Annotated in this window: 20 protein-coding genes and 1 pseudogene; 11 read left to right on the forward strand and 10 right to left on the reverse strand. The window is 67.4% G+C overall.

Features of this window, described 5'->3' with window-relative positions:
* Positions 1–310: 310 nt before the first annotated feature.
* Positions 311–612 (reverse strand): annotated as a pseudogene (locus tag QMG72_RS09130) (recombinase family protein); the annotation flags it as partial.
* A 547-nt stretch (positions 613–1159) separates the two neighbouring features.
* On the opposite strand from QMG72_RS09130, the gene QMG72_RS09135 reads away from it, so the two are divergent.
* Both QMG72_RS09135 and ppsA read left to right on the forward strand, forming a co-directional pair.
* Complete coding sequence (locus QMG72_RS09135) at positions 1160–3772, forward strand: cation-translocating P-type ATPase (protein ID WP_226774696.1); 2613 nt, start codon at positions 1160–1162, stop codon at positions 3770–3772.
* A gap of 107 nt (positions 3773–3879) precedes the next feature.
* On the forward strand, positions 3880–6270 hold the full coding sequence (gene ppsA, locus QMG72_RS09140; protein ID WP_283480315.1) for a phosphoenolpyruvate synthase: 2391 nt from the start codon (positions 3880–3882) through the stop codon (positions 6268–6270).
* On the opposite strand, the gene QMG72_RS09145 is transcribed toward ppsA, so the two are convergent.
* Positions 6218–8143, reverse strand: a complete 1926-nt coding sequence (locus tag QMG72_RS09145; protein WP_226774651.1) for a heavy metal translocating P-type ATPase — start codon at positions 8141–8143, stop codon at positions 6218–6220. The genes ppsA and QMG72_RS09145 overlap by 53 nt on opposite strands.
* A gap of 175 nt (positions 8144–8318) precedes the next feature.
* On the opposite strand from QMG72_RS09145, the gene QMG72_RS09150 reads away from it, so the two are divergent.
* From QMG72_RS09150 to QMG72_RS09160, 3 genes are all read left to right on the forward strand, one after another.
* Entirely contained in the window at positions 8319–9434 is a 1116-nt protein-coding gene (locus tag QMG72_RS09150; RefSeq protein WP_226774650.1) for an SDR family oxidoreductase, read from the forward strand.
* 32 nt (positions 9435–9466) lie between these two features.
* Complete coding sequence (locus QMG72_RS09155) at positions 9467–10444, forward strand: polysaccharide deacetylase family protein (protein ID WP_283480316.1); 978 nt, start codon at positions 9467–9469, stop codon at positions 10442–10444.
* A gap of 77 nt (positions 10445–10521) precedes the next feature.
* Complete coding sequence (locus QMG72_RS09160) at positions 10522–13728, forward strand: HAD family hydrolase (RefSeq protein WP_282359519.1); 3207 nt, start codon at positions 10522–10524, stop codon at positions 13726–13728.
* Here QMG72_RS09160 and QMG72_RS09165 read toward each other — a convergent pair.
* The 5 genes from QMG72_RS09165 to QMG72_RS09185 all read right to left on the reverse strand — a co-directional run bounded on the left by QMG72_RS09165 (position 13720) and on the right by QMG72_RS09185 (position 18015).
* Positions 13720–14727, reverse strand: coding sequence for a zinc-dependent alcohol dehydrogenase family protein (locus QMG72_RS09165; RefSeq protein ID WP_226775892.1), 1008 nt, complete (start codon positions 14725–14727; stop codon positions 13720–13722). The genes QMG72_RS09160 and QMG72_RS09165 overlap by 9 nt on opposite strands.
* 163 nt (positions 14728–14890) lie before the next feature.
* Positions 14891–16063 (reverse strand): YihY/virulence factor BrkB family protein, encoded by a 1173-nt coding sequence (locus QMG72_RS09170; protein ID WP_226775893.1) that lies wholly within the window; start codon positions 16061–16063, stop codon positions 14891–14893.
* 84 nt (positions 16064–16147) lie between these two features.
* Positions 16148–16756, reverse strand: coding sequence for a DUF3618 domain-containing protein (locus QMG72_RS09175; RefSeq protein ID WP_226775894.1), 609 nt, complete (start codon positions 16754–16756; stop codon positions 16148–16150).
* Positions 16757–16774: 18 nt separating this feature from the next.
* Positions 16775–17176 (reverse strand): phage holin family protein, encoded by a 402-nt coding sequence (locus tag QMG72_RS09180; protein ID WP_282359520.1) that lies wholly within the window; start codon positions 17174–17176, stop codon positions 16775–16777.
* Positions 17177–17184: 8 nt separating this feature from the next.
* A complete protein-coding gene (locus QMG72_RS09185) occupies positions 17185–18015 on the reverse strand; it encodes a hypothetical protein (RefSeq protein ID WP_226775896.1) in 831 nt (276 codons plus the stop codon).
* Between the two features lie 212 nt (positions 18016–18227).
* Here QMG72_RS09185 and QMG72_RS09190 point away from each other — a divergent pair, with 212 nt between their 5' ends.
* The gene (locus QMG72_RS09190; protein WP_226775897.1) at positions 18228–19148 is read left to right on the forward strand and encodes a spermidine synthase; all 921 of its coding nucleotides are present in this window, start codon (positions 18228–18230) and stop codon (positions 19146–19148) included.
* Positions 19149–19179: 31 nt separating this feature from the next.
* Here QMG72_RS09190 and QMG72_RS09195 read toward each other — a convergent pair whose 3' ends face one another.
* Entirely contained in the window at positions 19180–20097 is a 918-nt protein-coding gene (locus QMG72_RS09195) for a LysR family transcriptional regulator (protein ID WP_283480319.1), read from the reverse strand.
* A 141-nt stretch (positions 20098–20238) separates the two neighbouring features.
* Between QMG72_RS09195 and QMG72_RS09200 the strand changes: the two genes are divergently transcribed.
* Positions 20239–20988 (forward strand): 3-hydroxybutyrate dehydrogenase, encoded by a 750-nt coding sequence (locus tag QMG72_RS09200; protein WP_226775899.1) that lies wholly within the window; start codon positions 20239–20241, stop codon positions 20986–20988.
* Here QMG72_RS09200 and QMG72_RS09205 read toward each other — a convergent pair.
* Together QMG72_RS09205 and QMG72_RS09210 are read right to left on the reverse strand one after the other, a co-directional pair.
* A complete protein-coding gene (locus tag QMG72_RS09205) occupies positions 20985–21224 on the reverse strand; it encodes a helix-turn-helix domain-containing protein (RefSeq protein WP_226773450.1) in 240 nt (79 codons plus the stop codon). The two genes, QMG72_RS09200 and QMG72_RS09205, sit on opposite strands and share 4 nt — an antisense overlap.
* Positions 21225–21241: 17 nt before the next feature.
* A complete protein-coding gene (locus QMG72_RS09210; RefSeq protein WP_226773449.1) occupies positions 21242–21457 on the reverse strand; it encodes a hypothetical protein in 216 nt (71 codons plus the stop codon).
* A 401-nt stretch (positions 21458–21858) separates the two neighbouring features.
* On the opposite strand from QMG72_RS09210, the gene QMG72_RS09215 reads away from it, so the two are divergent.
* The 4 genes from QMG72_RS09215 to QMG72_RS09230 all read left to right on the forward strand — a co-directional run bounded on the left by QMG72_RS09215 (position 21859) and on the right by QMG72_RS09230 (position 26578).
* Positions 21859–22710 (forward strand): IclR family transcriptional regulator, encoded by an 852-nt coding sequence (locus QMG72_RS09215; protein ID WP_226773448.1) that lies wholly within the window; start codon positions 21859–21861, stop codon positions 22708–22710.
* A gap of 159 nt (positions 22711–22869) precedes the next feature.
* On the forward strand, positions 22870–24573 hold the full coding sequence (gene hutU, locus QMG72_RS09220) for a urocanate hydratase (RefSeq protein WP_282359522.1): 1704 nt from the start codon (positions 22870–22872) through the stop codon (positions 24571–24573).
* Positions 24570–26192: a histidine ammonia-lyase gene (hutH, locus tag QMG72_RS09225; protein ID WP_226773446.1), complete on the forward strand. Its 1623-nt coding sequence runs from the start codon at positions 24570–24572 to the stop codon at positions 26190–26192. Before hutU ends, hutH begins: the two co-directional genes overlap by 4 nt.
* Positions 26193–26341: 149 nt before the next feature.
* On the forward strand, positions 26342–26578 hold the full coding sequence (locus tag QMG72_RS09230; protein ID WP_226773445.1) for a hypothetical protein: 237 nt from the start codon (positions 26342–26344) through the stop codon (positions 26576–26578).
* The last annotated feature ends 83 nt before the right edge of the window (positions 26579–26661 follow it).

Genomic DNA, 26661 nt, shown 5'->3' on the forward strand with positions numbered 1-26661 from the left:
CGGAACGGCGCCCAGGCGGGGCCGCTTGATAGACGGCTCAAGATAACTACGTCCACCAGGAAGATTTCCGATCCACTGAGCCGCGTGCTGGACGTCATGGCCACGTCTGACCGGACTCTAGATAACGACCGTTTCCGCTACAAGCAATCAGGCGCGTTCAAGAGTGTCGTTTTTCGGAGTCGTCTGCACAAGCACCCGTTAAAGTACGGGGTTGTGCAGACGACTCTGAACATTTAGTTGCTTGAACCCGCCTGCGCAACTCGGCGTTTTGCATCGAAGATGTCTGCACGGAACGGTTGCGGCTATTGCGTTAAGGCCTTCGCTCGGGGCTCCGACGAAATTCCACGCTAAGCGGTCCCGTGGGGTCGCCTGCGCGTTTGATGGTGCCGTAGACGGTGGAACGCGCGACCGCGAAGAGTTCGGCCAGTTCCACGGTCGTGTGGGTCGCTGCCCGGTGTACGCAGACCAGGTGCGCTTCCTGTTTTTTGAGAGCGTGGGCTGCTTCCCCCGCAGGCGGCCCTTCGCCTTGGCGACGGCCATTCCCTCACGGGTTCGTGAGCGGATCAGGTCGGCTTCGAATTCGGCGACCATGGCCAGGACGTTAAAGAGGAGCAACTCATCCGGGCGTGCGTGTTGAGCCAGATCAGGGCCACCGCTACTGTCCACCGTCGCAGGCGTCGACGGGATGGCTGGACAACAAGCCTAAGCGTGCATGCCGGAGATATTTGCGACGGCGGGGTCGACACCACGCATTACCTGGCGGACGGATGCCCACCAGGCAGTGAAACCGCTTGGTCGAGAAGTGTTCCGTGGGACGTTCCCTACGGAAATTTAGTGGGTAGTGCAGACGAGTGTGGACATTCCGTGCAGACGACTTCGGAAACTGACATTTTGTGGCTCACAACCACCTGACCGAATTGCCGCTGCCATGAGCCGGTGCAGCCGTTTCGGTGACTGCGGGATTCCTCGTGGCAGTCCCTCGTCCACACCCGCCGTGACCTTTGGCCCTAACGTGGGCCGGGCGTGGAGGCGCACCCTCAAGCCATGAGCTACCTGATCCGGGTTGGTCCGCAATGTTGCGCCTAAGCGGCTCCGGGGAGCCGTGACGCCGGGGGCCACTTCCGGACGGAGCGGCGTCGGCGGCCCGAGCGCCGGAGCCGTGCCGGGCGTCGCGGGACTGAGTTCGGCGGAGGCCGCCCGGAGGCTGGAACACTTCGGGGCGAACAAGCTCCCGGAGGCCGGCACGGTACCCGGCTGGCGCAGGCTGCTGGCCGAACTCACGCATTTCTTCGCCGTGCTGCTGTGGTGCGCCTCCGTGCTGGCCTACCTGGCAGGGATGCCGCAGTTGGCCATCGCGATCGTCGTTGTGATCCTGGTGAACGGAGTGTTCGCCTACATCCAGCAGGAGCGCGCTCAGCATGCCGCAGCGAAGCTGCGCGAACTGCTCCCGGCGATGGTCTCGGTCCGGCGGGATAACCGCATCATCAAGGTCCACACCACCGAGCTGGTGCCCGACGACGCCGTCGTACTGGTTGCCGGCGACCGGGTCCCGGCGGATCTCCGGCTGGCGTTGGCGGCAGGCTGTTCCGTGGATGAATCGATGCTCACAGGTGAAAGCGAGGCGCTCGCCAAGATCCCCGGCGACACCGTGTTTGGCGGGACTTTTTTGGTTAACGGCCAGGCTGAAGGTGTGGTCGCGAGCACCGGCGGGAAGACCCGGCTCGCCGAAATCGCGGCCCTGACCGGAAAGGTCGAGGCGCCGCCCAGCCCCCTGGCCCGGGAACTGCAACGGATCGTCCGCATCACGGCCGCGATGGCACTGGGCATCGGCGTACTGTTTTTTGTCCTCTCCCTTTTGGTGGGAATCTCCTGGCGGGACGCCTTCCTGTTTGCCATCGGGGTCGCCGTGGCACTTGTGCCCGAGGGCCTGCTGCCGACGGTCACGCTGTCCTTGGCGGTGGGGGCGCAGCGGATGGCGCGGCGCAACGCACTCGTCCGGAACCTGGAAGCGGTGGAGACCCTCGGCTCCACCACCTTTATCTGCACGGACAAGACCGGGACCCTGACCCAGAACCGGATGAACGCCGTCGAGGTCTGGACCCCTGCCGGATTGGTCAGCATCATCGGCGCAGGGTACGGCCCGGAGGCCGAGGTCACCGGAACGGGAACCGGGGAGGCAGGGCACCTCAGCACCGCGGCGCTGGCCGCGTCCGTGGGCCGTGCGGTGCTCCACGAGGGGCAGTGGATCGTCGAGGGCGATCCGATGGAGGCCGCCATCGATGCGCTGGCGGCCCGGCTGGCAGGAACCGGACAGCGCCCCGCTGAGCCCGCGGTGTCGCACCGCTTCGCCTTCGATCCCCGGCGGCTGCGGGAATCCGCAATCGCTGGGACCACCTTGTACGTCAAGGGCGCCCCGGAGTCCGTGATTCCGCTGTGTGGCGGGGCGGGCGGGGACGGTGCCGACGGCGCCGACCGCGCCGTGCAAATGGTCGACCAGATGGCCTCGCACGGGCTCCGGGTACTGGCCGTCGCCGAGCGGAGCCTGCCTGGCCTGCCCGGCGCCGATTTCAAGCTTGAGGACGTTGAACGCGGACTGACGCTGCTGGGGCTGATCGGCCTGCACGACCCACCCCGCGCCGAGGTCCGGGTGGCGCTCGAGGCGGCCCGCGGGGCCGGAATCAAAGTGGCCATGGTTACCGGAGACCATGCCTTCACGGCAGCCGCCATCGCCCGGGAGACCGGGCTGATCGGAACCCCGGAGCTTGTGCTGGAGGGACACCACCTGCCCGAGGACGACGCCGTCCTGACCGCGCTGCTGGACCGCGACGGGGTGGTGGTCAGCCGGGTTACCCCGGAACAGAAACTCCGGGTCGCCCGCCTGCTGCAACGCCGCGGCCACGTCGTGGCAATGACCGGCGACGGCGTCAACGACGGCCCGGCACTCCGGCAGGCGGATATCGGTGTGGCGATGGGGCGCAGCGGCACGGACGTGGCCCGGGAGGCGGCGGACCTGGTGCTGCTCGATGACGACTTCGCCACCATCATCGCCGCAGTGGAGCAGGGACGCGCCACCTACGCGAACATCCGGCGCTTCCTGACCTACCACCTGACGGACAACGTCGCCGAACTTACTCCCTTTGTCATTTGGGCGCTCTCCGGCGGGCGGTTTCCGCTGGCGCTGAGCGTGCTGCAGGTCCTGGCCCTCGACATCGGCACCGACCTGCTGCCCGCGCTGGCGCTGGGCAGCGAGGCCCCGAGCAAGGGAACACTGAAACGGCCCCCGGAGCGGCGGCACCTGATGGACCGGGGGCTGATGATCCGGGTGTTCGGAGTGCTGGGGCCGGTCGAGGCGGTCTTCGAAATGACGGCGTACACCGCTGTCCTGTTCGGTGCGGGCTGGACCCCCGGGGCGGCACTGCCCGCGGCGGATGTGCTGATGGCCGCCTCCGGAGCCGCGTTCACCACAGTGGTCTTGGCCCAGCTCGCTAACGCCTTCGCCTGCCGCAGCGCCAGCGTGCCGCCGTGGCGGCTGGGCTGGTTCAGCAACCGGCTGCTGATCTGGGCGGTGCTGGCGGAGCTGGGACTGTTGGCGGTCTTCCTGTTCCTCGGGCCGCTGGCAACGCTGCTGGGCCAAGCCCCGCCCTCGCCCGGCGGTCTGGCCGTGGCCCTTGCCGCCATCCCAGCCGTGCTGCTTGCGGACTGGCTCTACAAAACGGTCCGTCACCGCCGGGTCGCTCGGGCCGCCGCGGCATTCAAGGTCCAAAGCCTCTGACATCGGATGGTCCGCCGCCACAGGATGGCTCCAGGGGCGCCGGACGCCAGCGGTCACCATCGTGTCCAGTGTTTTCCTTCCCAATTGCCGAAAGCAGGAGTTGCGACATGGCTGAATCCCCGGTGCTGTGGTTTGAAGAGATCGGTATGGGTGACGTCCCGCAGGTGGGGGGCAAAAACGCCTCCCTCGGCGAACTCATCCAGTCCCTCAAAACCAAGGGTGTGCGCGTGCCGGGCGGCTTTGCGACCACCGCGGACGCCTACCGCCGGTTCATCGAGGCCAACGGCATCGAATCGGCGATGCGCTCACAGATCCAGTCCTACCGCGCCGGCGAAACGTCCCTGCGCGCCACCGGGGAAGCCATCAGGGAGCTCTTCCTGGACAGTGAGTTTCCCGAGGACACCGCCGCGTCCATCCGCTCCCACTACCGGGAACTCGGGGAGCGGGCCGGGGTGGACCGGCTCTCCGTTGCTGTCCGCAGCAGCGCCACCGCCGAGGACCTGCCGGATGCGAGCTTCGCCGGGCAGCAGGAGACCTTCCTGAACATCGCCGGGGAACGCGAACTCCTGGACGCCTGCCGGCGCTGCTACGCCTCACTGTTCACCGACCGTGCCATCAGCTACCGCGAGGTCAAGGGCTTCGACCACCTCGACGTTGCGCTCTCGATCGGTGTGCAGCGGATGGTGCGCTCCGACGTCGGCGCCTCCGGCGTGATGTTCTCCATCGACACTGATTCCGGCTTCCCGGGCGTGGCAGTGGTCAGCGCCGCCTGGGGGCTTGGCGAAACCGTGGTCCAAGGCACCATCAATCCGGACAAATACGTCGTCTTCAAGCCGCTCCTGGCCCAGCCGGAGTTCGCTCCGATTATCGAAAAGACGCTGGGCTCCAAGGACCGGAAAATGGTCTACAGCCGGGGCGGCCACGCCCGCACCAAAATGGTGGACACCTCCGACGCGGAACGCCGCGCTTTTGTCCTGGACGACGCCGAGATTCTCGCGCTGGCGCGCTGGGCCGTGAGCGTGGAAGAGCACTATGCCCGGCCGATGGACATGGAGTGGGCCCGGGATGGTGTGACCGGCGAACTGTTTATGGTCCAGGCCCGGCCGGAAACGGTCCAGTCGCAAAAAACCGGCTCCCGGTTCACCCTCCACCACCTGCTGGAGGCGAGCAGCGTACTGGTGCGCGGCGCCGCGATCGGCGATTCCATCGCCCACGGCACGGCCTGCGTGATCCGCAGCGCCGCTGACATTGACAACTTCCGCGACGGCGCCATCCTGGTCACCGAGATGACCGACCCGGACTGGGTTCCGATTATGAAGCGGGCAGCAGGCATCGTGACCGACCGCGGCGGCCCTACCAGCCACGCGGCGATCGTGAGCCGGGAACTCGGGGTACCCGCAGTCGTGGGTACAGGCAATGCCACCACTGTCCTCGCGGAAGACCAGTCCGTGACGATTTCCTGCGCCGAAGGCGACGAAGGCCGGGTCTACCAGGGCAGCCTCGCGTTTGAGACCGAGGACGTGGACCTCGGTGAACTGCCCGAGACGCACACCAAAGTTATGGTCAACATCGCCAGCCCCGCGGCAGCCTTCCAGTGGTGGCGGCTGCCGGCCGACGGCGTCGGGCTCGCCCGGATGGAATTCATCATCAGCGCCCTGATCCGGGTCCACCCGATGGCGCTGGTTCACCCCGAGCGGGTCACCGACCCCCACGAGGCCGAGCAGATCCGTGCCCTGACCAGCGGCTTTGCCGACCCGAAGGACTACTTCGTGGACGCCCTGGCTCTTGGCATCGCCAAGATCGCAGCACCCCACTTCCCCCGGCCCGTGATCGTCCGGCTCAGCGACTTCAAAACCAACGAGTACGCGCACCTGATCGGCGGTTCCGCCTTCGAGGAACCGGAGGAAAACCCCATGCTCGGCTTCCGCGGCGCCTCCCGCTACTACGACGAGCGGTACCGCGAGGGATTTGCCCTGGAGTGTGCCGCCCTCAAACGGGTCCGCGAGAAGCTCGGGTTTAGCAACATTATTGTGATGGTGCCGTTCTGCCGCACCCCCCGGGAAGCGGACAAGGTGCTGGCCGTGATGGCGGAGCACGGCCTGGTTCGGGGCCAGAACGGCCTGCAGGTCTACATGATGTGTGAGATCCCGTCCAACGTCGTCCTCGCCGACAAGTTCGCCACCCGCTTCGACGGCTTCTCCATCGGCTCCAACGACCTCACCCAGCTTGTCCTGGGCGTGGACCGGGATTCGGCGCAGCTGGCCGCACTCTTTGACGAGCGGGATGAGGCCGTGATGGCCATGATCAGCGAGGCTATCCAAAAGGCGCATGCGGCCGGCATCAAGATCGGCATCTGCGGCCAGGGACCCAGCAACCACCCGGAGTTCGCGGCGTTCCTGGTCGGTGAAGGCATCGATTCGATCTCGCTGAATCCGGACAGCTACCTCAGGACCGTTCCGCGGATCGCGGAAGCCGAGAAACTGCCTGCTTCCCGGTAGCGGCGGGCGCCTGCTTCCCGGCCTTCGCTGAGGTGCCCGGACTGAGTGCGCGCAGCGCATTGAGGATTGTCGCCAGGTCCACGAGTTCCTGGGACAAGGCACCTGCGATGGCCGGGACGAAGCCTGCAGCCGCGGCGAGCATCAGCGCCACGCTCAGCGCTATGCCGATCCAGATGCTTTGCAGCGCCACCTTGATGGTGCGCTGGCCGATCCGCACGGCCGCGGCTACCTTGGACAGGTCGTCCAGGATGATCACGACGTCGGCCGACTCGCCGGCCGCCGTCGAGCCGCGGGCACCCATCGCGATGCCGACGTCGGCGGCGGCCAGCACGGGGGCATCGTTGACGCCGTCCCCCACCATCATGACCGGTCGCAGCGGCAGGTCCCGGACGGCTTCGACCTTGTCCGCCGGCAGGCACTCGGCGCGGACATCGGTGAGCCCGGCCGCGTCCGCGATGTGTTCGGCGGTCGCAAGCGCATCGCCGGTCAGCATCACCGTCTGGATAACGCCGAGTTCGGTTAGCTCGGCCAAGGTGCGGCGGGTTTCCCCGCGGATGGGGTCGCTCATCACCAGGGCCCCGGCGAATTCCCCGGCGACGCCGACATAGATGGCGAGTTCGCCGCTGGCCAGCTCGATTTCCTCGACGCCGCCGGCCGATTCAGCCACGAACTTCGGCTTGCCAACCACCACGTCGCGGCCGTCGAAGCGTGCCCGGACGCCGTGCGTGGCGAATTCGTTGGCCTCCGTTGCGGTTTCGAAGACGAGCCCGCGGTTCCGTGCAGCCTCCATTACGGAGGCGGCGAGCACGTGGGAGGAATATTGTTCGGCGGAGGCCGCCAGGGCCAGGACGTCGTCCTTGGTGAAGGACCCGGAGGTCCGGACGCCGACCAGGGAGGGGCGGCCGTAGGTCAGGGTCCCGGTCTTGTCGAAGGCGACCGTTTTGATCCGGCTCAACTGCTCCAGCACGCCGGCGTATTTGACGATGATGCCGCCGCGCGCGGCACGGCTCATGCCGCCCAGGAACGCCACGGGGGCGGCGATCAACAGCGGGCACGGGGTGGCGACCACAAGCACCTCCGCGAACCGGGCCGGGCTGCCGCTGATGATCCAGCCGATCGCGCCGAGAAGGTACGCGAGGGCGGTGAACGGGACGGCATACCGGTCCGCGAGCCGCACCATGGGTGCCTTGCTGTCCGCGGCTTCCTTGACCAGGGCGACGATGCGGCTGTACTGCGAATCCGCCATCAGGGCCGTGACCCGCATCCGGACCGCGGCTTCGCCGTTGAGGGAGCCGCTCATCAGCCCGTCCCCGGCAACCCGTTCCACCGGAAGGCTTTCCCCGGTGAGGGAGGACTCGTCGAAGCTGCCGGATTCAGAAAGCAGGATGCCGTCCAGCGGCACCACTTCACCGGGTCTGACCAGCAGGATGTCTCCGATCCGGACGTCGGTGGCGGCAACATCCTCGAGCTGGCCGCCTGTGCTGGTTTCGGCGGCGGAGCTGCCGTCCCCTTCCCGGTGGGCAGTCTGCGGGACGCGTTCCAGCAGGGAGGTCAGTTCCTTTTTGGCCCGGCCGGCGGCGAAGTCCTCGAGGGCTGTGCCGCCGGCCATCATCAGGACAATGATCATGGCGGCGATGAATTCGCCCACCAGGACGGTGCTGACAATGGCGGTGACCGCCAGGATGTCGATGCCCCACTGGCCACCCATCAGCCGGCGGACCATGCCGACGGCCAGATAGGCCGCTACCGCCAGGGCGTAGCTGCTGGCTGTGATCTGCGCAATCGGCTCCTGCCCGGACAGGAGCAGGATAAGCACGGCGAGCAGGGCCGCGACTGTGCCTGCAACGAGCGGATATCGGAGAAGGATTTTCACGGATATCCTGCCTTAGCATTCGCTGGTTGGTGAGGCGCACTCCACTGCCTTTATCCTACTGCCCGCCCCGTTCGGTCTGTGAGAGGCTGGAGCGGGCGGAGAATGACCTTGGTCTGGCCCGCCGTGCCCCCTGTTGGGACGGCGAGGCGCAGCGGACAGTACGAGGAGGAACAGCGTGGCAAGCAGTTCAGGCACCATTGATACGAGGACCGCCTTGGTGGTCGGGGCCAGCGGCATTGCCGGATCGGCTCTGGTTGACCGGCTGGCCGATGAGGGCTGGGACGTTGTGGCCCTCTCGCGGCACCCGATCCGGCGCGGCGATGTCCGGCACGTGAGCGCGGACCTGACCTCCGTGGAGAGCCTGCGTGAAGCCTTGGCGGGTGAACGGCTCAGTCACGTGTTCTACACCGCGTGGTCGCGGATGGACACGGAACAGGAAAACATCGACACCAACGCTGCCATGCTGCGGAACCTGCTCGCGAGCCTCAGCGGCCAGCCAGTGAAACACGTGGCCCTGATGACCGGGTTGAAGCACTATCTGGGTCCGTTTGAAGCGTACGCGGCGGGGGAGATGCCGGACACGCCGTTCCGCGAATGCGAGCCCAGGTTGCCGACGCCTAACTTCTACTACGCCCAGGAAGACGAGTTATGGGCTGGCGCGGGCCGGCAGGGCTTTGGCTGGTCCGTGCACCGGGCGCATACGGTCATCGGGCATGCGGTCGGCAACGCCATGAACATGGGTCTAACGCTCGCGGTCCAGGCGTCCATCTGCCGGGAACTCGGCCTGCCGTTCATCTTCCCGGGTTCCGAGACGCAGTGGAACTCCCTGACGGACATGACCGACAGCGGGCTTCTGGCAGAACACATGGTCTGGGCGGCCACCGCCGACGGGGTAGCCGACCAGGCGTACAACATCGTCAACGGAGACCTCTTCCGCTGGCGCCGCATGTGGCCTGCGCTGGCCGCCTATTTCGGCGTCGAACCCGTTGGGTACGAGGGCCGGCCACGCCCGCTGGAACAGCAGATGTCCGGCCAGGAGGGCGTCTGGGCAGGCATCGCCGCCCGCCACGGGCTGGCCGAACCCGAGCTCGCCCGGGTCGCGTCCTGGTGGCACACAGACGGTGACCTGGGCCGTAACCTCGAAGTTGTCACGGATATGAGCAAGAGCCGGCTTGCGGGTTTCACCGGCTACCGCCGCACGGAAGACTCTTTCATCCGCTTGTTCGACCGGTACCGGGCCGACCGGCTGATACCGGCAGCGTCGCCGCCCGCCCGGGCCTTTCAGCCCTAGTCCGGCTGTCGCCGGCGGTGCCACAGTCAAGCATGTGGCCGAACCTTTCCGGCCGACGCCGGTGGCTGGTGGCCGCCGCTGCGGTGCTCTTGCTGGCCGCCGCCGTGGTGCTTGCAGTTGTGTTGAGAGCCAACCCGCCGGCGGCTGCCCCGACATCACCGCCGCCGGCGTCGTCAGCTCCGGCGTCGTCACCTGTGGACACCGCCGGCCCGTCGGAGGAGCCGCCGGGCAGCCCGACGCCGGGTTCGTCGCCGTCGGACGCTCCGGTCCGCACCCCCAGCGAAACGGCTCCGGCCGGGCCGGTACCGTTGCCTGCCATCCCGGCGCCCGAGCCGCCCCCGCCCCCGGCGCCGGAGCCGCCCCCGGCCCCGTTCCCCGCCGCGCTCGCCGGCCGCGATCTGGAGGTAGTCCCGGGTGTGGGTGCAGTGGTGGCGCTGACCTTCGACGCCGGAGCCAACGCCGCAGGGTTGCCCAGCATCCTGCAGACACTGGCCACCACTGGCGTTCGCGGCACGTTTTTCCTGACCGGCAACTGGGCGGCCGGCAACCCGGCGGGTGTCGCGGCGATCGTCGCGGGCGGCCACCGGGTGGGGAACCATTCGATGACCCACCCTGGTTTTACCGGGCTCCCCGACGCCGCGATCGGGGACCAGCTGGTTCGGGCGCAGCAGGCCATCCTCGCGGGCGGAGGTGACCCCCGGCCCCTGTTCCGCTTTCCCTTCGGTGAACGCGACGCCCGGACCATCGCTGCCGTGAACGCCTACGGCTACGTGGCCGTCCGCTGGAGCGTGGACACCCTGGGCTGGAAGGGCAGCAGCGGCGGGATCTCGGCGCGCATCGTGGCTGACCGGACACTCGCCGGCCTTCAGCCCGGGGAGATCGTGCTGATGCACATCGGTTCCAATCCCGACGACGGGACCACCCTGGACGCCGATGCCCTGCCCGGGATCATCGATCGGATCCGCCAGGCCGGCTATGGCTTTACCACCCTCGATTCGCTGCTTGGCTGACGGCTATCAGGCCGGCGGGCCGGAATAGCGGTACAACGCCACTGTCGCAGTTGCCGCAGGCCTGATACGACTGAGGAATGACGGAGTCGCCCACCCTAGCCGCAGCCCTGGCGCCCGTCGATGCCGTGATCCTTGACCTGGACGGGGTGGTCACCGACACCGCCGGTCTTCGCTCGGCGGCATGGAAGCAACTCTTCGACGCAGTCCTCCAGGACCCGCGGCTTCCAGCCGGGACCCGCCGGGATCCGTTCTGCACCGAAGACTACCTGGACCTCGTGGCAGGCCGGACGTGGGAAGACGCGGTAACCTCTTTCCTGGCCTCCCGCGGCGGGGCAGTCCCGGACGGCAACCCCTCAGATGGCTCGGGGGAATGGACCGTCTTCGGGCTCGCCGCACGCCAGAACGAACTGTTCGAAAAGCTGCTCGGTGACCAACCGGTCCGGGCGTTCCCGGGCACAGTGGACCTCCTCGGCCGGCTGAAAGCGGGGCGAATTCCGGTGGTGCTTGCCACCTGCGCCAGAAACGCCGGCGCGCTGCTGGCCGCCGCCGGCCTCGGGGACTTCTTCGACCACGTCGTCGACGGTCAGACGGCCCTGGACCGCGACGTTGCGGGCAAGCCGGCCCCCGCGCTGCAGTTGGAAGCGGTGCGGCGGCTCGGGATCCCGCCCGCCCGGGCCATGGTCATCGAGGAATCAGCGGCCGGGGTGGAAGCCGGCCGGCGCGGCGGCTTTGGGCTGGTCGTTGGCATCGACCGGTCCGGGCGCCGGGGACCGCTGGAAGCGGCGGGCGCCGACGTCGTCGTCGAGGATGTCAGCCAACTGGACATTGGACTCGTCATCACGCACCCGTGGCTGCTGGTCTACGAAGGCTTCGACCCGGTGCATGAGGGCCACCGCGAAGCCCTCACCACCCTGGGCAACGGCTACCTGGCCACGCGGGGCGCCGCCCCCGAACACCGGGCCGGGGCCGTGCACTATCCCGGCAGCTATCTCGCCGGCGTTTACAACAGCCTGCGCAGCGTTGTGGCGGACCAGGAAACTGTCGACGAACACATGGTCAACATTCCCGACTGGCTGCCGCTGGACCTCCGGATCGGCGAAGGGGCGTGGTGGTCCGAGGGCGGACTTTCGCTCCGCAGCGAGCGCCGCACCCTGGACCTGAAACGGGCGGTGCTGACCCGGGAGGCGCTTTTGGAGGACAACACCGGCCGGCAGCTTCTGCTGGTGCAGCGCCGCTTGGTGTCCATGGCCGTCCCGCACCTCGCCGCGATGGAAACGGTCGTCACGGCCGTCGGCTGGGACGGCGGCGTCAGCGTTCGCAGCGGCTGTGACACCGGGGTCACCAACTCCAATGTCCCCGAGGACGCGGCGCTGTCCAAGCGGCACCTGGGTTCCGTCCGGGCTACGGCGGCCGGGGACGGCCCGGGTGCCGCCGAACTCACAGTGGAGGTCCGGACCGTCACCAGCGGAATCGGGATCGCCCTGGCGCTCCGGACGGAAATCTCCGGGTCCGACGGGCCGCCCGGGGCAGGGATTCCCGAACAGCTGAATGGGCTGCACACCCACCGCTTCGAAGTTTTCGTGACAGCGGGTGCGCCGCTGACGATCCTCAAGACAGTGGCCGTGACCTCCTCCCGCGATCACGCCATCGCATCTCCCCGAACGGCGGCCCGGGCCGTCCTGGCCCGCGCCTCGGGCGGTTTCACGGCGCTGCAGGCCGAGCACGACGCCGCATGGGCCGTCCTGCTCCAACCCTTTGTCATAGAGTTCGACGCCAGCTCGCAGGCCCAGCTGATCCTGAACCTGCACGTCTTCCACCTGTTGCAGACCCTCACCACCCACACCGCCGAAGTCGACGCCGGTGTACCGGCCCGCGGGCTGCACGGCGAAGGGTACCGGGGGCACGTCTTCTGGGATGAGCTTTTTGTCCTCCCACTGCTGAATTCGAGGCTGCCCGCCCTCGCCCGCGAGCTCCTCGATTACCGCTGGAGGCGGCTCGGCGCGGCCCGGGACGCGGCGCGGGACGCGGGACTTAAGGGGGCCCTGTTCCCATGGCAAAGCGGCAGTGACGGCACTGAACAGACGCCGAAGCTGTTGTTCAACCTGCGGTCCGGGCACTGGATGAAGGACTATTCGCGGCTCCAGCGCCATGTCGGCCTCGCTGTCGCCTACAACGCCTGGCAGTACTTCGAGGCCACCCAGGACCGCGGGTGGCTCACCGGGCATGGGGCGGAAATCATCGTGGAAGTCGCCCGGCTGTTCGCGTCCATGGCGGAATTCGACCCGGTCGAAGACCGCTTCCACCTCCGGGGAGTTATGGGCCCGGATGAATACCATACCGGCAACCCGGGTGACCCGGGCGGCGGGCTGAACGACAATGCGTACACCAACGTGATGGCGGCCTGGGTGTTCGACCAAGCCGTCTGGATGATGCATTCCGTGCGTGGATTCGACATGGACGAACTGCGGACCAGGCTGCTGGTCACCGCCGCCGAGATGACGGCCTGGGAACACCTCAGCCGCCGCATGTTCGTTCCGTTCCACGACGACGGCGTCATCAGCCAGTTCGACGGCTACGCCGCGCTCCGGGAACTTGACTGGGACCACTACCGCCGAAGCTACGGGCTCATCGAGCGGCTGGACCTGATCCTGGAGGCGGAAGGGGACAGCACCAACCACTACCGGCTGGCCAAACAAGCCGACGTCCTGATGCTGCTTTACGTCCTGGGCGAGGACCAGCTGATCCGGTTCCTGGCCCGGATGGACTATACCGTTACCGCAGCGCAGATGGCAGCCACTGTGGACTTCTACCTGGCCAGGACAGCGCACGGATCAACGCTCAGCCGGGTGGCCCACGCCTCGGTGCTGGCGCAGCGGAATCCCGAGCGGGCGTGGGAAACGTTCCGGGAGGCGCTGGACGCGGACCTGGATGACACCCAAGGCGGAACTACCCGCTGCGGCATCCATCTCGGCGCCATGGCCGGCACGATCGACGTAGTGCAGCGCAGTTTTGCCGGGCTGCAGATTACGCGCGATGCCCTCGACTTCGTCCCCCGGCTGCCCGTCGAGCTCAGCCGCGTGGACTTCCAGGTCCGCTACCGGGACCAGATGCTCGCCGTTCACCTGGAGCGCGACCGTCTCAGGGTATCGGCAGCGCCTGGCGACGCGGCCCCGGTGCTGGTGCGGGTGGGCGCCCGCAGCGTCCTGATCCAGCCGGGCCAGGAACACGAATTCCTGCGCGCGGACGACCGATCCGGCCTGCCCGCCACTGGCCGGCTACGTTGAGTCCATCCGGAGCACCGCCGCTCCGGTGACCCGGTCCTCGGACAGATCCAGCAGCGCCCGGTCCGCGGCCTCAAACGGGTAGGCCACTGTGGTGGGCCGGAGCGGGATCTCCGCGGCGACGCGCAGGAACTCCTCGCCGTCGGCCCGGGTGTTGGCTGTGACGCTGCGCAGCTGGCGTTCCTGGAACAAGTCCGTGGCATAGTTCAGCGCCGGAATATCACTTAGATGGATGCCGGCAACAGCGAGGGTGCCGCCACGGTCCAGGGCGCGCAGTGCTACCGGAACCAGGCCGCCGGCCGGGGCGAACAGGATCGCCGAGTCCAGCGGATCCGGCGGCTGCTCATCGGCGCCGCCGGCGAAGGTCGCGCCGAGCTCCAGGGCGAGGGTCCGGGCCTCCTTGGATCGGGTCATTACATACACACGCGCGCCCTGGAAAAGGGCAATCTGGGCCGCCAAATGCGCGGATCCGCCGAAACCGTAGATCCCCAGCCGACCGCCGATGGGCAGATCGGCCCGGCAGAGCGCCCGGTAGCCGATGATCCCCGCGCACAGCAACGGCGCGGCCTCCTCATCCGAGAAGCCCGACGGGAGCCGGTAGGCGAAGTCTTCGGCCACCGTGATGAGTTCGGCGTAACCGCCGTCGCGGTCCCAGCCGGTGAACACGGGGGAGAGGCAGAGGTTTTCATCTCCGCGCAGGCAAAAACGGCAGGAGCCGCAGGTCCCGCCAAGCCAAGGGACGCCGACCCGGTTTCCCGGTGAGAACCGCGTGGCGCCGTCCCCGCACTTAATGACATCCCCAACGACCTCGTGGCCGGGGATGACACCGGGCCGGCGCGGGGCGAGATCGCCCTCAGCCAGGTGCAGGTCCGTGCGGCAGACTCCACACACCCTTACCCGCAGCAATACCTCCCCGGGGCCCGGTTTGGGGTCGGGGCACTCGGCTTGCACAAGGGGGCCTGTCCTCATCGGCCCGGGCTGCCCTACCCGCCATGCTCGCACGGGCGTCCTCCTCTCCAAGTCACCTCCAGCTCCCCTCTGAAGGATTGGTCCGGTGAAGCATGGTCAGCGCACAGTCAAGGCATTGCCGCGCGCTTTGTTCAGGTCAGCCGTGTCCGCCTCCGGTCGGTACTGCGCCCAGTAGAACTCAATGGGTCGGAGCGGGCTAGGGGCTTTGGTCCCGCGGGTTGGGCCGATCCCCCTCGGTAGCGGCAGTGCGACCCGGGACGGCCCCCGCGCCCGCTGTGCTGTGCTGTTCACGGAGTTCGCGGCCCCGTTTGATGTCCTCCTCTTCACGCGCCTGCAGCTTGTCACTCTGCTTGGTGTCCCGGGGTGGCAGCTGGATGGTTTCCTCAGCCTCAATCCCGGCCTGCAGTTGGCGGCCGCGTTCCATTTCGGCGTCGAATTCGGCGCCGAAGAGCAGTGACAGGTTCAGGATCCAGAGCCAGAGCAGCGAGATGATGACGCCGCCGATCGCGCCGTAGGTCCGGTTGTAGCTGCTGAAGTTGGCAACGTAGAACGCGAAGGCCAAGGATGCCAGCAGGAAGATCACCAGGGCGATCAGCGAGCCCAGGCTCATCCAGCGGAATTTGGGCTGCTTTACGTTTGGGGTCGCGTAGTAGAGGATGGCGATCGCAAGCACCACAAGCAACAAAATGACGGGCCATTTGAGGATGTTCCACGCTGTCAGGACGGCACCGCCCAAACCAATGGCGCTGCCGATGGACTCGGCCACGGGGCCGCTGAGGACGAGCATGGCCGCCAGCAGTACAACAATCAGCACGGTGGCGATCGTGACGGCGAGCATCGTGCCCCGGAGTTTGATGAACGGCCGGCCCTCGTCGATTTCGTAGATCCGGTTCATGGCCCGCCCGAACGCCCCGACATACCCGGATGCGGACCAGAGAGCGGTAAGAAGTCCGATCACCAGGGTGAGTCCGGCGGCGGAGGAGCTGCTGAGCTGCTCGATTGGCTGGCGGATCGCTTCCACGGTTTCAGCAGGCGCGAATCCCCGGGCGATCTCCAGGAACGCGGCGGTGGTCTTTTCGGCTTGCCCAAAAATCCCCAGCAAGGACACCAGCGCCAAGAGCGCCGGAAAAACTGAGAGGACCGAGTAGTACGTCAGGGCCGCGGCGAGGTCGGGGCACTGGTCCTTGGTGAATTCCCGCAGCGTTTTCTTCGCGATGAACTTCCACGACGGTTTGGTGACGTCCGTGGGGCTGTCCGGCTTGCGCGAATCGTCCGGAGCGGGCGCCGTGCGGGCCTTGGCTGTGCTGCTCTCCTGGGTTTCGGCGTCGTTTATGCTGCTATTTTCTGCCGTGGCAGGGTTTTGGGTCATGGGATTTTTTCCTTTGTCGGGTTAAGCGCATCGGCCGGCCGTCCGGCGCGTGAGCGCAGGTCGGCCGGCCGGGTTCTCGCGGGATCAGGCCTGCTGGACGGTGTCCTTGGCCTCTGCGGTCCGCTCTTTGACGTCCGCGACCGCGCCTTGGCCCTCGGCTTTGACGGCCTCGGTGGCATCTGCAGCGCTGGCCTTGACGCTTTCCATCGCAGCCTGGGCGGGCTCTTTCAGTCCCTCGGCCATGTGTTTGGCGGCCTCGGTCAGTTCGGTGGTGAACGGCTCGGCCGCTGTCTTGAGGGCATCAGCAGCTTCGCGTTCCTTCTGGCTGGCCGGGATCAGGGCGGAGGCCAACAGGCCCGCGCCGAAGGCAATCAGGCCCGCCGCGAGCGGGTTGCCCCGGGTCCTCGTTTTGACCTGCGCGGGGGCGCCCCCCATCGCTGCCCCGGCGTTGCCGAGGTGCGCACCCGTGTTTCCGGCGGCGGTGTGGACGTTGCCGGCGGTGTGGTCGGCAGCGCCCATGACTTTTTCCTTCACTCCGAAGACGGCGTCCTTGACGTTCGCTTTGACCCTGTCGGTCTGCCGCTGGACGATGTGCGACGGTGTGACCTTGTCCGCTACGGCATCGACGTTCGTGCCCAGCCGTGCGCGGGTTGCTTCAATATCTGCTCGGATGGCATCCGGGTTTTCACTCATCGTGTTTCCTCGCTGGATCTAGGGGGTGGGTTTGAGCGTGGGAGGGATTTCCTGCAGCGTAGCGACGGTCTGGGGCAAGCCCCTGATGGCGTTGAGTTCCTTGCGGCCCGTGGCTGCCAGGGCTGCGGCGATGATTCCCCAGATGACGGCGACGACGACGCCGGACCAGCCCAGTCCCAGGAGCGTCCCGAGCGCCCACCAAAGCGCCAGGGACAGGAATAGCAGGACGAAGTGGCCCGCGACGCCGGCACCGGCCAGCATCCCGCCGCCCTTGCCGGCGCGGGCCGCTGACTGTTTGAGCTCGACCTTGGCCAGCTCCACTTCCTGCCGCATCAGGGTGGACATGTCCCGCGTTACCTCGCCCAGGAGGTCACCCAAGGACGAGGATTCAGCTTTGGCGTGCGCGGCGGTCTGAGGCATGTCGCTGGTCATCGACGGCCGCCGTCAAAGGGGTCATCGCGGAGCGGATCCTGCCGGAGCGGCTCAGTCACGACAGGCTCGGAGGCCCAGCGGTCCTGCCGGGCGGTGTCACCGAACGGGTCATTCCCGGCGGGAGCCGGCGGGTACGTGTCCGCGAAGCCCGCCGTCGTGGTTTCCGGGGCGGGCAGCTGCACGGGCGGCGGCGGGACTGCCCTGCCGGTGTCCGGGACCCTGGTGCCGGGGTTTGCGGTGGCACCGGCGGCGGCCGGTTCCGGTGCGCCGGCGCTGAGGCTGCGGCTGAGCCGGCCGGCCAGCACGCCGGCTCCGGCCGCCAGGAGCAGGAAGGTGCCGGGCCGCTCGCGGGCAAAGGACTTCACCTCGGTCAGCAGCGAGCCCGGATCGCGGCCATCGAGCCACCCGGCGACGGCCGAGGAGCGTTCGGCGGCCTGGCGCACCAGGTCGGTGGCGACGCCGGGCTGTTCGGAAGCTGCGGCCATGGTGTGCAGTTCGGTGGAAATGGAGTGCAGGCCCGCGGCTACCTTCTGCTGCTGCGTGCCGGCCTGATCCGTGAGGTCCGACTTCGCCTGCTGCAGGAGATCCCGGGCGTTCGTCTTCACCTCGGCGGCAACAGTGGCTGCTTCCGTCTTGGCCGTCTCGGACACGTTCCGGGCCGAATCCGCGGCCTGGCGCTTCACATCCGCCGCCTCATCCTTGGCGGCGTCGGTCTTTGCGGACCCGTTGGACGGCGGCGGGAACGTGGATTCCGGCCGGAGGGCCGTCTGCTGGGTAGCCGCAGGAGTGCCGTTGCTGCCGCCCTGGGGCCAGTGGTTCTCTGTCATCTTCGCGCTCTTTTCACGATCGGCTGCTGATCACAAACCAGCAATTGCTGGGGAGTAAATACTAAGCATGATTACTACCTAATAGTAAGTACCCTTTGCTTTATTTCTTTTGTGATGACGGATCGGCGTGCGCCCGCCGCCTCCGGCTCATGGTGACGGCCGCGCAGAGCGGTGAACTACGCTTGAATCATGAGCAAAACGGTGCACAGCTGATGGCGAAGCGGGGCCGGGCTGCTGGCCGAAGCAGCACCGAAAGGACGGCTGGGGTGGTGGAACTCCCGAAGGGAACCCGCCCCGACGGGCCGGTAGAAGGCGTCTATTACATCGACACCGGTGACTGCGAGCTGATCGCGGACCAGGACAACTCCAACGGCTGGCTGTTGCGGATCAATGGTGTGATGAGCTCGCACATCGATCTGGCCGATCCCTTGTTCCTTGACTTCGAGTACATGCGCTGGATCTCGGCCCTGGTGGAATCCCGCTGGGCCCGGGATTCCCGGCCCAAACTGCGTGCCCTGCACCTTGGCGGCGGAGCGTGCTCGCTGGCGCGCTACTTCCACGCCGCCTACCCGGACGCGCGCCAGGTGGTGGTGGAGCTCGACGGCAAACTGGCCGGGTATGTCCGGGGCTGGTTCGACCTGCCGAAGGCCCCGCTGATGCGACTCCGGGTGGGGGAGGCCCGCGCGGTTACCGAAAGCCTGACGCCGCAGACCCGGGACCTGATCATCAGGGACGTTTTCGCCGGCTCGCTGACGCCGCGCCCACTTACTACCAGGGAGTTCAACGAGTACGCCCGGGGCGTCCTGGCACCCGGTGGGATGTACGTGGTCAACTCGGGTGACGCGCCGGACCTTCGGAATGCCCGCGAGGACGCGGCGACGATCGCTGACGCTTTTAAGTACACAGTGATCATCGCCGATCCGGCCATGCTTAAGGGCAGGCGCTTCGGGAATATGATCATGGCCGGAAGCGATGTGCCGTTCGACGACGATCCCGGGCTGGCTCGACGCCTGCTGGGCGGCGGGGTGCCTGCCCATATCTGGAACGACGCCAAGGTTCGGGCGTTTGCCGCCGGCGCGTCAGTCCGTCACGACCCTCCGGCCGCGGACCCGCCGTCGCAGGCTGCTTCTTAGCGGTCCTGCTGCGGCGGGGACGGCGCGGCGCCTACGGGGCCGCGGGCGACATCCGTCCCCGGCCCATCAGCGACTCATGGTGCGCTGTCGTCTGCTCCCGAAGCGCCTGCACCACGGCGGCGACGGCGGGCCGGCGCATGGAGTCAGGCCGCAGCACCATCCAGTACGGCAGCAGTTCGGCGAACTGCGCCGGCAGCAGGCGGACCAGGTCCGGGTGCAGGTCGGCCGCAAAACAGGGCAGGAAGCCGATGCCGGCACCGGCACGGGTCGCCTCCACGTGGACAAAGACGTTGGTGGAGCTCAGCCCGTCCCGCATGGTCGGCACCAGCCGCCGCGGTGCGTCAAGATCGTCCACCTGGAGCATGGAATCGACGAAATACACCAGTGAATGGGCGGTCAGTTCCTCGATAGTTGTGGGCGTGCCGTATTCAGCGAGGTAGCCGCGGGAGGCGTACATGCCGAGCATGTACTCACCCAGCCTGGCGGCCGCGGCCCGGTGCACCTGCGGTTCGCCCACCACGACTTCGATGTCCAGCCCGGAACGCTGCTGGAGTGCCCGCCGGGTCACTGTGATGATCTCGACGCTGAGTCCCGGATGGTCCCGGCGCAGCCTCGCCACGGCCGGGGCCGCAATGTAAGCGCTGAAGCCGTCAGTCGCGGTCATCCGGACGACGCCTGTGATCGGGTCCGGGGCCCGTCCCGGCTGTTCGAGTGTGCAGATCGCAGCCTCCACCCGCTCGGCGACCTGCACTGCTTCCGCACCCAGATCCGTCAGCTCCCAGCCGCCGGAGGCACGCGAGAGCACCCGCCCGCCCAAAGCCTTCTCCAGGGCAGCGATCCGGCGCGAGACCGTCGTATGGTTCAGCCCGAGGGCTTGGGCTGCAGTGGTGAACTTCGCGGAGCGGGAGACGGCTAGGAGCACCAGCAAGTCGTCAGGGTTTGCATTCATATCTGCAATTCTGCACATAAGACGTGCTTGTTTGACCATTGAATCGCCCACTTTGTGCGGCAATACTCAGTGAAGCTGCTCAGTGACGTGCCTCGCGCCTCCTCTGGGCCGTTGACGACCGCGAAACTGAGGAGTGCAGACATGGAGAGCAGCTTGAACGGGCGCAAAGCGCTGGTGACCGGCGGAGCCGGCGGAATCGGAGCCGCCAGCGTCCGCGCCCTCGCAGCACGCGGTGCGAAAGTGGTGATCGCGGATCTGGATGAGGCCGGCGCAGCAGCGCTCGCCGACGAGGTGGGCGGCACCTCCTGGGCGGTCAATCTGCTCGACGTCGAGGCGCTTGAGACCGTCAGCCTGGACTGCGACATCCTTGTCAACAACGCCGGCATCCAGCGGATCAGCCCGATTGAGGACTTCGACCCGGCAGACTTCCGGCGCATCATCACGTTGATGCTGGAGGCGCCCTTCCTGCTGATCCGGGCAGCGCTGCCGCACATGTACGCGAACAACTTCGGCCGGATCATCAACCTGTCGTCAGTGCACGGGCTCCGCGCCTCGCCGTTCAAGAGTGCCTACGTCTCCGCCAAACACGGTCTCGAAGGCCTGAGCAAGGTCACCGCGCTCGAAGGCGGCCAGCATGGCGTCACTTCCAACTGCATCAACCCCGGCTATGTCCGGACGCCGCTGGTCGAGTCCCAGATTGCAGACCAGGCCAAGGTGCACGGGATCCCGGAGTCCGAGGTCCTCGCCAACATCATGCTGACCGAGGCCGCCATCAAGCGGCTGGTGGAACCGGAGGAGGTCGCCTCCCTCGTCGCTTGGCTGTCCTCCGACGGCGCCGGTATGGTCACCGGAGCGAGCTACACGATGGACGGCGGCTGGTCGGCCCGCTAGTGCGCAGCCGACGGGTCCTCGCCGGTGTCGCTGTCCGGTCGCGGCGTGGCCGGTTCTGTGGAGCGGCGGATGTAGTCGTTGACGGCGTCCTCGGGAACCCGGAAGGACCGGCCCACCCGCACCGCCGCGATGGCATGTGACTTCACCAGCCGGTACACGGTCATTTTGGAGACCCGCATGGCCGCCGCGACTTCCGCGATGGTCAGGAAGTGCGAGGACACGTTCGCTGCGCTCATTTCTTCTGGCCTGTCCACTAGTCGGGGCTCTGGAGTTGGCGGTAATCGTAGAAGACCACGTCATCGGGGGAATTGCCGGTTGTCCGGAGGCCCACGTAGGGAGCCTCGATGACAGCCACTTTGCCCAGGTGCCGGCCGTTGAAGGGATCATCGCCAATCAGGACCTGTCCCACCCGGAACGGAATCCGTGGAGTTCCTGCCCGGCCCACTTTTCCGGAGAGAAAACCGGCCATGGTGCGTCTTTGGCGTTGTGTGTGTGGAGATGCGGGGAAAACCATCTGAACCACTCCCTCGGTAGGCGTGCCATTCGGAGATACGGCGAGCCCGGGCCGGCCGCGGCAGGGCTCCCCAGCCAGCGTTCCGGCCGGTCCGGTGCCGCCGTGCAGCCAATGTAACCTTCAGTCCCTTTCGTCACACGAGTAACTTCTACCCCTACCGAAGCTGGCACCACTTGGGTTGCAGCGCCGACTACTTGTCAACCGCAATGCCGGGAGCCGGCCCGGGATCCCGGCGGGCAGCTCACTGGATGTCCGGCATACCAGACACTGCAGCGGGCTTGGGCTGTGCGGGGCGCCCTCCCGGGGGCATGCTTAAGTACGGGATACCGGACACCGTGCAACGTAAATGAGGATCCATGCCAGCCCCCACCAGCACCACAACAGCCAGCGCCGCACCGGCCAGCGACACCACCTCGAAGTCGGTCTCCAAGGTTCCGGCCGCGGAAAACACCCTCCGCATCCTCAAGCTGCTCGCCTCCAGGCGGGGGCCGATGGCGGCCTCAAACATAGCCACCGCGTTGGGCCTGCCGCGCTCCAGCGTCTACCACCTGCTGGGTGTGATGGAGGCCAATGGCTTTGTGATGCATCTGCATGAGGAGCAGCGCTACGGGCTGGGCATCAGTGCCTTCGAACTCAGTTCGGCGTATTCGCGGCAGGAGCCGCTGTCCCGGTTAGGCCGGCCGATGCTCGCCTCGCTGGTGGACGTGATCGGCGAGAGTGCGCACCTGGCCGTGTTGCACGGCCGCGATGTGCTCTACATCGTCGAGGAACGGGCGAAGAACCGCCCGTCGCTGGTGACCGACGTCGGGGTCCGGCTGCCGAGCCACCTCACCGCGAGCGGGCGCGCCATTCTCGCAGCGCTGCCCAAGTCCCAGGTCCGGGCGCTGTACCCGAACGCCGCGGCCTTCAGCGCCCGGCACGAGACGGAATCGCCCATCATGAAGTACTCGGCACTGTCCTCGCATCTGGACCAGGTCCGGCAGCGCGGCTACGCCACCGAGCACGGGGAAGTCACACCGGACTTCGGTTCGATCGCCGCCGCGGTCACCGACCACGTGGGCTGGCCGACGGCCGCCGTTGCCGTGACGTTCCTGGAGGACAAACTGCCGGCGGACCAGTGGCCGGCCCTGGCCGCCAGGGTGCGGAAGGTCGCGGACGAGCTCTCAGTCCGGATCCACGGCCGCCCCGGCCCAACTAGCTCGCAGTAGGTGTCGTTTTGAGCGCCCAAAACGACAATAACTGCGAGCTAGTTGGGTCTGGGATCCCGGACAGCTCCCGCTGATACCCCCTGTTTCCGGGGCTCCGGACAAGCTTTAGTTGATACAGAACCTCATCCCCAAACCAGCAACAGAACAAAGGAGCCCCTGATGGCACCCGCCGATTTCACCACCGGTGCCCGCCCGGTCAAAGCAGCCCGCGGCACCGAGCTCACCGCCAAGTCCTGGCAGACCGAAGCCCCGCTGCGCATGCTGATGAACAACCTGGACCCCGAGGTGGCCGAACGCCCGGACGACCTCGTAGTTTACGGCGGTACCGGCCGCGCCGTCCGCTCCTGGGCCGCGTTCGACGCCATCACCCGCACCCTGGAAACCATGGAAAAGGACGAGACTTTGCTGGTCCAGTCCGGCAAGCCGGTCGGCGTTTTCCGCACCAACGAATGGGCCCCGCGCGTGCTGCTGGCCAACTCCAACCTCGTCGGTGACTGGGCCACCTGGCCCGAATTCCGCCGGCTCGAGGCCGAGGGCCTGATGATGTACGGCCAGATGACCGCCGGATCCTGGATTTACATCGGCACCCAGGGCATCCTGCAGGGCACCTTCGAGACCTTCGCGGCGATCGCCCGCAAGCTCACCGGGGACGAGGACGGCACCCTCGCCGGCACCCTGACCCTCACCGGCGGCTGCGGCGGCATGGGCGGCGCGCAGCCGCTCGCCGTCACCCTGAACGACGGCGCCTGCCTGATTGTCGACGTCGACGAAAGCCACCTCCGACGCCGGGCCGGCAAGCGCTACCTCGACGAGGTGGAAACCGACCTCGACGCCGCGATCGCCAAGGTGCTCAAAGCCAAGGAGGAACGCCGCGGCTGGTCCGTCGGCTACGTCGGCAACGCCGCCGAGGTCTTTCCGGAGCTCCTGCGCCGCCAACGTGCCGGCGAGCTCACGGTCGACATCGTCACGGACCAGACCTCCGCCCATGACCCCCTGAGCTACCTGCCCGAGGGTGTCACGGTGGAGGAATGGCACCGCGAGGCCGCGGCCGACCCGGAAGGCTTCACCAAAAAGGCCCAAGTCTCGATGGCCAGGCACGTGGCGGCCATGGTCGAATTCCAGGACGCCGGCGCCGAGGTCTTCGACTACGGCAACTCCATCCGCGACGAGGCCCGCAAGGGCGGCTACAACCGGGCCTTCGAATTCCCCGGCTTCGTCCCGGCCTACATCCGGCCGCTGTTCTGCGAGGGCCTTGGCCCCTTCCGCTGGGTGGCGCTCTCCGGCGACCCCGAGGACATTGCGGTCACGGATGCGGCCATCAAGGAACTCTTCCCGGAGAACAAGCACCTGCACCGCTGGATCGACGCGGCGCAGGAACGGGTCGAATTCGAGGGCCTGCCGGCGCGCATTTGCTGGCTGGGCTACGGCGACCGCGCCAAGGCTGGGCTGCTGTTCAACCAACTGGTCAAAGAGGGCAAGGTCAAGGCGCCGATTGTGATCGGGCGCGACCACCTCGACTCCGGCTCCGTCGCCTCCCCGTACCGCGAGACCGAGGCGATGGCCGACGGCTCCGACGCGATCGCCGACTGGCCGTTGCTGAACGCCCTGCTCAACACCGCCTCCGGTGCCACCTGGGTCTCCATCCACCACGGCGGCGGCGTTGGCATCGGCCGCTCCATCCACGCGGGGCAGGTTTCCGTCGCGGACGGCACGGACCTCGCCGCGCAGAAGCTCGAACGCCTGCTCACCAACGACCCCGGGATGGGCGTGATCCGCCACGTCGATGCCGGCTACGACCGCGCCGTCGAGGTTGCCGCCGAGCGCGGCGTCCGCATCCCGATGAACGAAGGAACCACAAAGTGACGATCCTCCCCACGAACTCCCGAACCTCGCAAGTCTCCACCCACGAACCACTCACCGTCACCCTCGGCTCCAGCGGTGTCACCCCCGAGGATGTTGTCGCCGTCGCCCGCCACGGCGCCCACGTGGTGATCTCCCGGGAAGCCCTCGACGCCGTCGCCAAGGTCCGCGCCCACATCGACAACCTCGCGCACAGCGGAACTCCGGCCTATGGCATCTCTACCGGCTTCGGCGCCCTGGCCAACCGGCACATCCCGAACGAGCTGCGCACCCAGCTGCAGAAGTCGCTGATCCGCAGCCACGCCGCCGGTATGGGCCCGGCCGTAGAGCGGGAGGTGGTGCGCGGCATTATGTTCCTGCGCGCCAAGACCCTCGCCTCCGGCCGGACGGGCGTTCGCCCCGTGGTGCTGCAGACCATGGTGGATGTGCTGAACGCCAGCATTACCCCGGTGGTCCGCGAATTCGGCTCCCTTGGCTGCTCGGGTGACCTTGCGCCGCTCTCGCACTGCGCCCTGGTCCTGATGGGTGAAGGCGAAGCGATGGGTCCCGACGGCGAGCTGTACGGAGCCAAGGGCGGCCGTCCGGTTGCTGAACTCCTCGCCGCGCACGGGATTGAACCGGTCACCCTGGCCGAGAAGGAAGGCCTGGCCCTGGTCAACGGCACCGAAGGTATGTTGGGCATGCTGCTGATGGCCATCGCGGACCTCCGGCAATTGCTCACGACGGCGGACATTACGGCAGCACTCAGTGTCGAGGCGTTGCTGGGCACGGACCAGGTGTTCCTGCCCGAGCTGCACGCCGCGCTGCGGCCGCATCCGGGCCAGGCCGCCGCCGCGGACAACATGCTCCGGGTGCTGTCCGATTCCCCGATCGTGGCCTCGCACCGGATCAACGACACCAAGGTCCAGGACGCATACTCGCTGCGCTGCGCACCCCAGGTGGCCGGCGCCGCCCGCGACACCGTGGACCACGCCGCACTTGTCGCCTCCCGTGAACTGGCCGCGGCGATCGACAACCCGGTGGTGCTGCCCGACGGCCGGGTCAGCTCCAACGGCAACTTCCATGGCGCCCCGGTGGCCTACGTACTGGACTTCCTGGCCATCGTCGTCGCGGACCTGAGTTCGATCGCCGAGCGCCGCACGGACCGGATGCTGGATCCGGCCCGCTCGCACGGGCTGCCTGCTTTCCTGGCCGCTGACCCCGGCGTTGATTCCGGCCTGATGATCGCCCAGTACACCCAGGCCGGGCTGGTCTCGGACAACAAACGGCTGGCCGTACCGGCGTCGGTGGACTCGATCCCGAGCTCCGCGATGCAGGAGGACCACGTGTCGATGGGCTGGCACGCGGCCCGCAAGCTCCGCCGTGCGGTGGAGAACCTGCGCCGGGTGCTGGCGATCGAGCTGGTGACGTCAACGCGGGCGCTGGACATCCGCAGCCAGCTCTCCGGCGGCCAGCTGAGTCCCGGCCCCGCGGCGGCGGCCGTGATCGCGGCCGTGCGCGACGTGGTCGACGGCCCGGGTACGGACCGTTTCCTCTCGCCGGAACTGGAGGCGGCAGATCACCTTGTTGCCTCGGGCAAGGTCCGGGCGGCCGCCGAATCCGCGGTGGGGAATCTTGCCTGAAAGCAAACAAAGTGCAGGACGGGTGACATTTTCCGGCGCCCCCGAAATAGACGGCAACACGGCGGGCGGGGGCCCGGGAAGTGTAGTACAAAGGGGAAATCACAACAATGAAGTTGTGAGCACGAACCAATACAAAGGGGTAGACGTTCATGAAAGCACGCGGGACGGTTATGACCAGGCGCCTGGCATCGGCCAGTACGGTTTCCGATTGGCGGAGCCTGCAAGCCGGTGACCGGGTCGAAGTCATCAAAAACGCGCAGATTTTGGCGGCCGGTGAAATCGAGGAAGTCTCATTAAGCGGCAGTGTTTTCTGGCTGCTCGCGGCGGACCCGTCCGAGGCCCAGCTCTTCTTAAAATCCGACGGCGTTCAGGTCCGGCGTAGTTAGCCGCGTCTCGTGCTTGTCCGCGCAGAAAGCTGAGTGCCGGCGCCATTGCGCTGCGGGAGGACACGCTGGATAGGGGCAGACCC

The organism is Pseudarthrobacter sp. PH31-O2 (assembly GCF_030063265.1).
Classification (GTDB): domain Bacteria; phylum Actinomycetota; class Actinomycetes; order Actinomycetales; family Micrococcaceae; genus Arthrobacter.

Bases quoted from the DNA above. Each gene is read 5' to 3' on its own strand.
- QMG72_RS09185 (WP_226775896.1), bottom strand. From the start codon at position 18,015: ATGACAGAGAACCACTGGCCCCAGGGCGGCAGCAACGGCACTCCTGCG.
- QMG72_RS09195 (WP_283480319.1), bottom strand. From the start codon at position 20,097: ATGAATGCAAACCCTGACGACTTGCTGGTGCTCCTAGCCGTCTCCCGC.
- QMG72_RS09205 (WP_226773450.1), bottom strand. From the start codon at position 21,224: ATGAGCGCAGCGAACGTGTCCTCGCACTTCCTGACCATCGCGGAAGTC.
- QMG72_RS09230 (WP_226773445.1), top strand. From the start codon at position 26,342: ATGAAAGCACGCGGGACGGTTATGACCAGGCGCCTGGCATCGGCCAGT.
- QMG72_RS09175 (WP_226775894.1), bottom strand. From the start codon at position 16,756: ATGAGTGAAAACCCGGATGCCATCCGAGCAGATATTGAAGCAACCCGC.
- QMG72_RS09160 (WP_282359519.1), top strand. From the start codon at position 10,522: ATGACGGAGTCGCCCACCCTAGCCGCAGCCCTGGCGCCCGTCGATGCC.
- QMG72_RS09170 (WP_226775893.1), bottom strand. From the start codon at position 16,063: ATGACCCAAAACCCTGCCACGGCAGAAAATAGCAGCATAAACGACGCC.
- QMG72_RS09155 (WP_283480316.1), top strand. From the start codon at position 9,467: ATGTGGCCGAACCTTTCCGGCCGACGCCGGTGGCTGGTGGCCGCCGCT.
- QMG72_RS09180 (WP_282359520.1), bottom strand. From the start codon at position 17,176: ATGCCTCAGACCGCCGCGCACGCCAAAGCTGAATCCTCGTCCTTGGGT.
- QMG72_RS09190 (WP_226775897.1), top strand. From the start codon at position 18,228: ATGGCGAAGCGGGGCCGGGCTGCTGGCCGAAGCAGCACCGAAAGGACG.
- QMG72_RS09210 (WP_226773449.1), bottom strand. From the start codon at position 21,457: ATGGCCGGTTTTCTCTCCGGAAAAGTGGGCCGGGCAGGAACTCCACGG.
- QMG72_RS09200 (WP_226775899.1), top strand. From the start codon at position 20,239: ATGGAGAGCAGCTTGAACGGGCGCAAAGCGCTGGTGACCGGCGGAGCC.
- hutU (WP_282359522.1), top strand. From the start codon at position 22,870: ATGGCACCCGCCGATTTCACCACCGGTGCCCGCCCGGTCAAAGCAGCC.
- QMG72_RS09215 (WP_226773448.1), top strand. From the start codon at position 21,859: ATGCCAGCCCCCACCAGCACCACAACAGCCAGCGCCGCACCGGCCAGC.
- ppsA (WP_283480315.1), top strand. From the start codon at position 3,880: ATGGCTGAATCCCCGGTGCTGTGGTTTGAAGAGATCGGTATGGGTGAC.